Source organism: Vannielia sp., from assembly GCF_029212645.1.
Classification (GTDB): Bacteria; Pseudomonadota; Alphaproteobacteria; order Rhodobacterales; family Rhodobacteraceae; genus Vannielia.
This window is the reverse complement of sequence record NZ_JARGND010000040.1, coordinates 17,831-27,090: the sequence shown is the minus strand read 5'-3', so window position 1 is coordinate 27,090 and position 9,260 is coordinate 17,831. Positions and strand designations below refer to the sequence as shown.

Genomic DNA, 9,260 nt, shown 5'->3' with positions numbered 1-9,260 from the left:
CCCCGGTGAGGAAATCGAAATCCGCACCCGCATCCGCTCCACCCGCCTGCCCGCACCGGCCATCCTGCGCCACATGGCACACGGCACCGCGCAAATTGATCTGCTCACCCCGGAAGAGGGCGTCTCTCCCGGCCAGGCCTGCGTGTTCTACGCGCCCGACGGCACCCGCGTTCTCGGCGGCGGCTGGATCTGGCGCGGAAAATAACCAAAGTCACCTGCGCCCACCCCTCTCAATGCTCCGGTAAATATCCCGGGGGGTGCGGGGGAACCATGGCGCAGAAGGCCGACGCAATAGTCCCGCCTTACCCGTCCCGCCCCGGTTCCCTCGGATCGCTGGAAAACAGCGCAATCTTGTTGCCTTGCGGATCGCGCAGGTAGCCCACAAAAAAATGAGGGCCATAGGCGGCGCGAAAGCCCGGCGCGCCCTCATCCGTTCCACCAGCGGCAACGGCGGCAGAATGCATAGCGCGTACCTGCGCCTGACTTGGCACCTCAAACGCCACCATGGCGCCATTCCCAGCCGAGGCCGCGCGCCCATCAAAGGGGGATTTCACATAAAACTCGGGCCGCATCGCAGGCTGGCCCGGCGCCACAGGCAAGGCATAGCTCAGCCCTTGCGGCCCTTCCGTCAGCCCATAGCCAAGGGCTGGTAGGAACGCCTGGTAAAACCGCTTTGCGCGGGCAATATCATTGGCCCCAACGGTGACATAGGCAATCATCCTGCATGGTCCTTTCCCAAAGCCTGCATCGCCCCCGCCCGGCATTCCCTCACGCCGCTTGGCCCGCCGAAGCCCTAAAGCGCCATGTCATCGCGGTGGATCAGCGTAGCGCGGCCCGGATAGCCAAGCAGCGCTTCGATATCACCAGATTGGTGGCCCTGAATGGTGCGTGCTTCGCCAGCGGTGTAGCGGGTCAGCCCTTGGCCCAAATGCCCCTCCGGCCCCATGATCTCAATCGGGTCACCTCGATGAAAACTGCCGGAAACCGCCAGGATCCCCGCCGGAAGCAGCGATTTTCCCGCCAAAAGCGCCTTGGCCGCGCCCTCATCCACGGTAATGCTGCCCTGCGGCTTCATCGAGGCGATCCAGCCTTTGCGCGCCGCCTTCGGGGTGGTCTGCGCGGTGAACAGCGTCGCGGCGCCCCCTTGCGAGAGCCGCTCCAGCGGATGCGCCCTGTGGCCGTGGGTGATTTGCATCGCACAGCCCGCCAGCGTGGCGGTACGCGCGGCCATCAGCTTGGTTTTCATGCCCCCGCGCGACAGGCCAGAGCCTGCGTCACCCGCCATCGCCTCGATCTCGGGGGTGATTTCCTCGATCACGTCAAAGCGTTCGGCGCTGGCATCCACCGCCGGGTTGGCGGTGTAAAGGCCATCAACGTCTGACAGAAGCACCAGCATGTCGGCCCCAACCGTCACCGCCACCTGTGCGGCGAGGCGGTCATTGTCACCAAAGCGGATTTCATCGGTGGCCACGGTATCGTTTTCGTTGACGATGGGCACAACGCCCAAATGCAAAAGCGTTTCCAGCGTGGCGCGGGTGTTAAGATAGCGGCGCCGATCCGCGCTGTCTTCAAGGGTCAGCAGCACCTGCGCGGCTTTCAGATCATGCGGGGCGAGCGCCTCCTCATAGGCGCGCGCCAGGCGGATCTGCCCCACCGCCGCCGCCGCCTGACTTTGCTCCAGCGGCAAGGCTTCAACCCCGAGCGACAGCACCCGGCGGCCAAGCGCGATAGAGCCGGACGACACCAGCAGCACCTCGGTGCCCGCTGCCCGCAAGGCGGCAATGTCATCGGCCAGAGCGGCCAGCCAGTCACGCCGCAGCCCGGTGGCCGCATCAACCAGCAGCGCCGAGCCGATCTTGACAACCAGCCGTTTGGTGCCGCTCAGGGACGCCACTGCTCTTCATCCTCTTCGGATTTCGGGGTGCGGGCGCGGGTGATCTGCGCACGCACGGCCCGCAGCACATCCTGCACCCCGTCTCCCGCCACGCCCGATATGGCAAAGGGGCGCTGCCCTGCGGCCTCCTGCAACGCGTCAAAGCGCTCGGCCTTTTCCTCATCGCTCAACGCATCAATCTTGTTGAGCGCGGTCACGCGGGGCTTGTCGGCCAGGTGGCCGCCGTAAGCCTCAAGCTCATGGATGATGGTGTGGTAATCTTCGGCCACGGTTTCGGAGGTGCCATCAATCAGGTGCAACAGCACCTCGCAACGCTCCACATGGCCAAGGAAGCGATCGCCAATGCCCTTGCCCTCATGCGCCCCGGCAATCAGCCCCGGAATATCGGCCATCACAAACTCGGCCCCATCCACCCCCACAACCCCAAGGTTGGGCACCAGCGTGGTGAAGGGGTAATCGGCAATCTTGGGCCGCGCATTGGAGGTGGCAGACAGGAAGGTGCTCTTGCCCGCGTTGGGCAGGCCCAGCAGGCCCGCATCGGCAATCAGCTTCAGGCGCAGCCAGATGGTGCGCTCCACCGCAGGTTGGCCGGGGTTGGCGCGGCGCGGGGCCTGGTTGGTTGCGGATTTGAAGTGCAGGTTGCCAAAGCCACCGTTGCCGCCCCGCGCCAACACCACGCGCTGGCCCACCTCGGTGAGATCGGCGATCACGGTCTCTTCATCATCCTCCAAAATCTCGGTGCCCACCGGCACCCGCAGGATGATATCCTTGCCATCCGCCCCGGTGCGCTGGCGGCCCATGCCGGGCACACCGTTTTTAGCAAAAAAGTGCTGCTGATAGCGAAAGTCGATCAGCGTGTTCAGGCTGTCGACGGCTTCGGCAATCACATTGCCGCCGCAGCCGCCATCGCCGCCATCGGGGCCACCGTATTCAATGTATTTCTCGCGGCGAAACGAGATACAGCCGTTCCCGCCTGCGCCGGAGCGGATATATACCTTGGCCAGATCTAGGAATTGCATGTCGTTGCCTCGAAATCGGTTCGTGTCAGGCGATATAGGGTCAGGCGGGCAGGCTCAAGCCTTGCCGCGCTTTCCCCCATGGCTTCGCCGGTTTCAATGAACCCCAGTTTGCGCAGGATACGCCCGGAGGCTGGGTTGTCGGTGAAATGATCGGCCGCAACCTCACGCACCCCAAGGGCGGTGAAGCCATGGGCAAGCACGGCGCGGGCGGCCTCGCTGGCATAACCCTGCCCGGCCCACTCGGGCGCGATGAAATAGGCCAGCGTTGGCGGGGTTTCATTGTAAAGGCCAATCGCCCCGATCAGGCCGGTGCCGGGCAGCGCGATCCCGGCGCGAAAGCCGGGGCGCTGGCGATAGGGCGCAGCCTCGATCCACGCTTGCGCCGCCGCGACCGGCCAGGGCGCGGTGAGCGACAGCATCATGCGGGCCACTTCGGGCACGCCGCCAAGCGCCGCAAGGCGCGGGGCATCAGCGGCGCTCATCTCCCGGATCAGGAGCCGCCCGGTGTTCAGGTCGAGCTGCTCCTGTGTCATTCTGGTCAGCCGATCTTTTTCAGGTAGGTCCAGGTTGGCACGTTAGAGCCGCGCGACACGCAATGCGCCTCGGCGTCGCCAAGGTATTCAAAACCCGCATTGGTGAGCACGCGCGCCGAAATCGGGTTATCCTGAAACACCTCGGCAAAGAGCGTGTCACAGCCCTGCGGATTGGCCTCAACCATCGCCTGCACCGCCTCAGAGGCAATGCCGGTGTTCCACATGGCGGGGGCAACCCAATAGCGCACCTCCGATTGCTTGCGCCCGTCTTCCCGCTCCATTTTGCCGAGGGCAACAATGCCCACAAGCTCGCCCATGCCGGCGGCGGTGCCATCAATCGCCCACACATCTTCCCGGCGGTTTTCAGAATGCGAGCCACGGATAAAGGCCTCGGCGGTGCCGGGCGGCAGCGGGTGCGGCAGGTGGCGGGTGGCATTGGCCACGCGCTTGTCGGCTGCATAAAGGGTGATCAGCCCGGCGTCGCTGGCCTGCAAGGGGCGCAGCACCACCCGCTCGGCGGTGATCACGGGCTGTCCGGTGATCCGGTCTTCTCTCATCGCTACTCTCCCTACTCTACGCGCTTTGCGCGACGGCGGCACAGTCTCCCCCCGGCCGCAACGGCGTGCCAAAACCAAACAACGGCAACGCCCAAAACGAAGCGGGGGGACCGGCTTTTGAACCGATCCCCCCGAATTTTTCTCATTCGCCTGGATCGGCTTATTCAGCGGCCTCCTGGGCCGGAAGTACCGAAATAAAGGTGCGCCCCTTGAGGCCCTTGCGGAAGGTGACGTGGCCCTCTTCAACTGCAAAGATCGTGTGATCCTTGCCCATGCCCACGCCCTCGCCCGGCCACCACTTGGTGCCGCGCTGACGCACGATGATGTTGCCGGGGATCACGGACTGACCGCCGAATTTCTTGACGCCGAGGCGACGGCCTGCGGAGTCGCGGCCGTTACGGGATGAACCGCCTGCTTTTTTATGTGCCATCTGTCTCTACTCCTTCTCGGCTCAAGCCAGTTTCTTGGCTTGGTCAACCCAGCCTTCGCGCTCGATACGGCCCTTGAACGAAAGCTTCTCGTCCATCTCGGCAATATCGTCAGCGCCCCAGGCGGCGATCTGGGCGAACGTGGTCACGCCCGCTTCATGCAGTTTCTTCTCAAGCGCCGGGCCAACACCCGACAGCTGCTTGAGATCGTCGCCAGCGGCGCCGGTCTCGGCCTTGGCGGCCTTCTTGGGCGCTTCAGCCTTGGCTTCGGCCTTGGGGGCCTCGGCTTTCTTGGCGGCGGCCTTCTTCGTGGCGTCCTTGGTGGCAGCGGCCACGGCAGCACCGGAAACCGAGCCTGCGCCGATAGCGGCTTTCACGCCCGACTTGTCAGCACCCTTTTCAAGGATGTCGGTCACGCGCAGCAGGGTAAGCTGCTGGCGGTGGCCCTTGGTGCGCTGCGAGCCATGCTTACGGCGGCGTTTCACGAAGTGGATGACTTTCTCACCCTTGATCTGGTCGATCACTTCGGCTTGCACGGCAGCGCCATCAACCATCGGCGAACCGATCGTGGCACCCACCATGAGAATCTCGTTGAACTGGACGGTTTCACCCGCCTCAGCGGCCAGCTTTTCAACGCGCAGCACATCGCCGCTCGTCACTTTATATTGCTTGCCGCCGGTTTTCATAACCGCAAACATAGGTGTTTCCTTACTCTGTCGCGTTCCTACGGTCCGCCGGATCGCCCGGCGTGTTCTGGCTTTTGCCACCTCGAACAGCGTGCCCTTCAGATGGGCCTTGTTGCATCGGTTTTCCACCCCTGCGTGGGTATGGAGCGCGGCTTATCGGGCGGATAGCGCTTTGTGTCAAGGGGGATAAGGCCGGTTTCGCCCTCCCCTTCACGCGGGTTTGAGCGCCGTTTCAGCCGCCCGCCCAGCCCTTGACTCAGCCCTCAAATATCTTCGCGCGACATGAACTGTGACGCGCCAATCCCCAGATCGCGCGAAATCGCGGTGAAGAGATCATCAAACGCCGCAAAAAGCGCCGCGTTCAGTGCCCGCCCCTCTGCGGTGCGCGACAGGGCGGTATAGGCGGTAATATCCTCGTCTTTCAGGGGCTTGTAGGCCATGGCAAGGTAAGACCAAACCCAACCTTCAGTCTCTTCACGAATATCCGGCTCCTGTGCCCAGACATCGCGCAGCATGTCCTCCTGGCTCATTTCCACGGTCAGCGCACCGCCCGCCGCCAGCCCTTGATAAAAGGCGAGGTTCGAGTTGAGCGCCCCGGCGATATTGGTCTCAACCAGATCGTTTTCCTCGATGAAATCGCCCAGAACGGCAAGGCGCGGGTCGTCCTCCCCGCGCAGGATATCAAGGTTATCCCGGCTCACCGCCTCAACCTCGTCATCGAGCAGCGCTTCGCGGGCCGAAATCTCAAGCCCCACGATCCGCTGGCCGCGCTCGGTATCAAAAAAGGCGCGCAGCGGGGCAAGATCCACATCTGCCATTTCGGTTGAGAAACGGCGGGTGATGATCTTTTCCATCCGCTCGGGCGCGTAGATCTGTTCGATCATCGCCGCCCAATCCGCGCCGCCCTTGCCGGGGAACAGCTCTGCCTCAAGCGCATCGGCGTAAGCCACTCCCTCGGCACGCATGATCGGCAACAGCCGGTCCATGCCGATCAGCGTCAGCATCTCGCGCATCTCGGCAGAGGCCGGTTCAGCGGGCGCGATGGCCTGCTCGGCACGCACCGGGGCCTGCGGCACGGCAGCGATCAGCCCGAAGGCAAGGAAAACGGCAAGAAGGCGGAACATGAGGCGCACGAGGCTCCTTTAGGCGAACAGGCAAAACAGTGCCGCGTGAGGATTTGAGCAAACAGGCACATAGCGCTGCCAGAGGCATAAGCAAAGCGGCGGGCTTTTCCAAGCACCTCGCGCGAAATTGCACCCCCTGCGCAACAATCCCCGCCCGGAGCGCCCGATCTTGCCCCAGCCCCCGCCAATCACCTCCCCGCCAGTCACTCCCGCCAATCGCATCCGCGCCACAATCGACGCGCCAGCCCCACGGCCGGGATTTGGGGGTTGCATGGGGCGCGGGAGTGGCCTATCTCCGCGCCACCTGAGACCACAGGATCGCGGAGAGGTGCCGGAGTGGTCGAACGGGGCGGTCTCGAAAACCGTTGAGGGTGCAAGCCTTCCCAGGGTTCGAATCCCTGTCTCTCCGCCACATCCCTTTGCCGATGCAGCACAACCCGCCCCTTAGGGGCCGCCTATGGGCGCTTTTTTGGGGGCGCTTTAGCGGCATCGCGGGCCTTGTGGAGCGCCCCCCACGGCCCTATGACCCTGCCCAACCGCAGCACGAAAGGGACCGTCATGCACCGTCGCCAAGTTCTCACCCTCACCGCCACCGCAGCCCTCGCCGCCACCCTGCCCGGCTTTGCGCGCGCCGCCTTTGCCCCCACCCCGAACAACGGCTGGCGCAACTTTGAGCTGACAACCCGCGTGACCCTGCCCACCAAGGGCGCCGCCGCTCAGGCCTGGGTGCCCGTGCCCAACATGGCAGAGCCGCTCTGGTCGCGCCCCGGCGATACCACGTTTTCGGGCAATTCCGCCGAAAGCGCGCTGGGCGAGGCCGCCGACGGCAAGGTGAAGTTCGTTCACGCCACATGGCCCGAGGGCACCGATGAAGCGGTGCTGGAGGTTGTGTCCACCGTCGCCACCCGTGACCGCGCGGTAGACCTGAGCAGCGCAGGCGCCTCGATCGCGCCCCTCGACAAGGCCGAGCGCGCCCGCCACCTCGCACCGACCGAGCTGCTTCCCACCGATGGCATCGTCGCCGACACCGCGCGCGAGGCCGTGGGCGATGCAACCAACGATCTGGAGAAGGCCCGCGCCATCTATAACTGGGTCGTCGAAAGCTCGTACCGTGATCCCAAAACCCGCGGCTGCGGCCTTGGCGATGTGGCCACCATGCTCCACAGCGGCAACCTCAGCGGCAAATGCGCTGACCTGAACGCGCTGTTCGTGGCGCTGTCGCGCGCCGCAGGCATTCCGGCGCGTGATCTTTACGGTCTGCGCGTGGCCCCTTCGGCCTTTGGTTACAAAAGCCTTGGCGCAGGCTCCGAGGTGGTGAGCAAGGCGCAGCACTGCCGCGCCGAGATCTGGCTGGAGGGCTTTGGCTGGGTGGCTGCCGATCCGGCAGATGTGCGCAAGGTCGTGCTGGAAGAGCCGCCCAAAACCCTCACCCTCTCCGACGACAAGGTGATTGACGCCCGCAACGGCCTCTTTGGCGCGTCCGAGGGCAACTGGATCGCTTATAACGATGCCCATGATGTGGCGCTGCCCGGCTCCACCCAGGGCACCCTGCCCTTCCTGATGTATCCGCAGGCCGAAATTGCCGGCGTTGCGCAGGACGAACTTGATCCGCCCAGCTTTGCCTATGAGATCACCGCACGCGAAATCGCCGGCTGATCCCTTAAGCTCATCCGTCGGGGCCCCCGTGCGCCCCAGCGGATTTGTAACCCTTCATGCGGACCAATCAATAAGGGGCCCGCAAGCTGGATGTGGAGCAAGAAAAAACCCACACCCCCGCGCGGATCGCACAGCGGCCTCGCCTCTATTGAGACTTCAATTTTCCATTTCACCGGAAGCGGACCTCAAACTTGGGGTCGCGACAGCCGGTCAGCGGATTGAAGTATGAATTCGCTGCCAGTGCGCCAAGGTCAGCTTTTTTGTAAGGCGACATCTACCTTTCAAGCCACTTCGCCGTGATCGACCACAACAGCAGGCACAAGAGCCCGAGTAGTGCAACTTGGGACAGAAAGCCGGACCACGAACTGATCATAACGTAGGCTTCCATGAACTCTGGGCAATCGATATATCTGCGCGGCCTTGGCAAGATAAAGGCAAGCACTCCTTGGAATGCGGTGCTGCCGATCAGTCCGATATGTAGCGCCCAAAAGAGGGTCTTGGTCAGCGTTGGGTATCTCATCGCACCAAACCGCGTCTGTACCCAGGTTATCGCTCCCAGGACTGCCATCGCGATGCCAAGGTTCACCATATAGTGGCCATGGCTCACCACGTAATAGGTGTCGTGAAACGTTGGCTCAGTTTCTCTGACGTCGCTTAAAACAATCTGCATATGCGCGAAACTGATGGCACCGAAGGCCGCGTAGATAACCGCTACAGCAAAGAACAGTGCGGCGGGCTTCCAACCGCGGAAGTGAGCCAAAAGCGGAGCAAGGATCAAACCAAACAATAGCGTTACAGAATAGATCACGATCAATCCCTCCGGAATTTTCGTTCCATGTGCCACTGAAGCGGACATTGATCAATGTCGCAGCATTCGGCTCTTTGGGCTCGGACCGGTAGTTCCCCGCGAGTGGTTACAACGTCCGGTTTGGGCCGAGTTGACCCTGCTCAATTGCCCGAAAAAATGTCTGATAAGCGGGCAAAAACGACCTTCAAGAAAGCGCCACGCCAGACGGTGGAGCGCCTGCCCGTGGGGTGGCGCAGCAACGGTCATTCGGAAGCCCTTTATGGTTGCAAGGTCATCTTCCGGCCCTTCGTTGCGCCAACAGATAGCAAGCGCCAGCCCGCCGGGACGGGCGGGCGCTCGACCGGAGCCTTTGGCTTGATTCCGGTCGGGGGACGCGCATCATGAGGGGGGAAGGCCCAAACCCGACCGTCGCTGCCGTGCATCCGAACCTACGCTCCCAAACAAAAGTCACCTCCCCGCCAATACCGGACCGCCATATGGCAACTGCCACGTCACGGGCCTATCAGCACTGTCACCCTTGCCCGCCCTGCTCCCGGCGCATACATCTACCTCCAA

At 63.3% G+C, this 9,260-nt stretch carries 11 protein-coding genes and 1 tRNA gene; 3 read left to right on the top strand and 9 right to left on the bottom strand.

The annotated features are described in order from the left end of the window. A partial coding sequence (locus tag P1U55_RS12465; RefSeq protein ID WP_366943051.1) for an aminomethyltransferase beta-barrel domain-containing protein occupies positions 1 to 205 on the top strand: 205 nt, incomplete at its 5' end. Between the two features lie 97 nt (positions 206 to 302). Here the strand turns inward: P1U55_RS12465 and P1U55_RS12460 are convergent. The 8 genes from P1U55_RS12460 to P1U55_RS12425 all read right to left on the bottom strand — a co-directional run bounded on the left by P1U55_RS12460 (position 303) and on the right by P1U55_RS12425 (position 6,241). Beyond that, the gene (locus P1U55_RS12460; protein WP_301047944.1) at positions 303 to 719 is read right to left on the bottom strand and encodes a VOC family protein; all 417 of its coding nucleotides are present in this window, start codon (positions 717 to 719) and stop codon (positions 303 to 305) included. Positions 720 to 793: 74 nt separating this feature from the next. Beyond that, positions 794 to 1,894 carry a glutamate 5-kinase gene (proB, locus tag P1U55_RS12455; protein WP_301047943.1) on the bottom strand — a complete coding sequence of 367 codons (1,101 nt, stop codon included), beginning with the start codon at positions 1,892 to 1,894 and terminating at the stop codon, positions 794 to 796. Next, positions 1,882 to 2,913, bottom strand: coding sequence for a GTPase ObgE (gene obgE / locus P1U55_RS12450; protein WP_301047942.1), 1,032 nt, complete (start codon positions 2,911 to 2,913; stop codon positions 1,882 to 1,884). The genes proB and obgE overlap by 13 nt, the downstream gene beginning before the upstream one ends. Next, on the bottom strand, positions 2,901 to 3,446 hold the full coding sequence (locus P1U55_RS12445) for a GNAT family N-acetyltransferase (protein WP_301047941.1): 546 nt from the start codon (positions 3,444 to 3,446) through the stop codon (positions 2,901 to 2,903). Before P1U55_RS12445 ends, obgE begins: the two co-directional genes overlap by 13 nt. Positions 3,447 to 3,451: 5 nt before the next feature. Next, positions 3,452 to 4,003, bottom strand: a complete 552-nt coding sequence (locus P1U55_RS12440) for a GNAT family protein (protein WP_301047940.1) — start codon at positions 4,001 to 4,003, stop codon at positions 3,452 to 3,454. 160 nt (positions 4,004 to 4,163) lie between these two features. Further along, the gene (rpmA, locus tag P1U55_RS12435) at positions 4,164 to 4,433 is read right to left on the bottom strand and encodes a 50S ribosomal protein L27 (RefSeq protein ID WP_301047939.1); all 270 of its coding nucleotides are present in this window, start codon (positions 4,431 to 4,433) and stop codon (positions 4,164 to 4,166) included. A gap of 21 nt (positions 4,434 to 4,454) precedes the next feature. After that, positions 4,455 to 5,129 (bottom strand): 50S ribosomal protein L21, encoded by a 675-nt coding sequence (locus P1U55_RS12430; RefSeq protein ID WP_301047938.1) that lies wholly within the window; start codon positions 5,127 to 5,129, stop codon positions 4,455 to 4,457. Between the two features lie 251 nt (positions 5,130 to 5,380). Further along, on the bottom strand, positions 5,381 to 6,241 hold the full coding sequence (locus P1U55_RS12425; RefSeq protein WP_301047937.1) for a DUF2059 domain-containing protein: 861 nt from the start codon (positions 6,239 to 6,241) through the stop codon (positions 5,381 to 5,383). A 322-nt stretch (positions 6,242 to 6,563) separates the two neighbouring features. Here P1U55_RS12425 and P1U55_RS12420 point away from each other — a divergent pair. Both P1U55_RS12420 and P1U55_RS12415 read left to right on the top strand, forming a co-directional pair. Next, a tRNA-Ser gene (locus P1U55_RS12420) sits at positions 6,564 to 6,653 on the top strand. Positions 6,654 to 6,799: 146 nt separating this feature from the next. After that, a complete protein-coding gene (locus tag P1U55_RS12415) occupies positions 6,800 to 7,897 on the top strand; it encodes a transglutaminase-like domain-containing protein (RefSeq protein ID WP_301047936.1) in 1,098 nt (365 codons plus the stop codon). 274 nt (positions 7,898 to 8,171) lie between these two features. Here the strand turns inward: P1U55_RS12415 and P1U55_RS12410 are convergent, their stop codons facing one another. Continuing rightward, positions 8,172 to 8,705, bottom strand: a complete 534-nt coding sequence (locus tag P1U55_RS12410; RefSeq protein ID WP_301047935.1) for a cbb3-type cytochrome c oxidase subunit I — start codon at positions 8,703 to 8,705, stop codon at positions 8,172 to 8,174. Positions 8,706 to 9,260 lie beyond the last annotated feature (555 nt).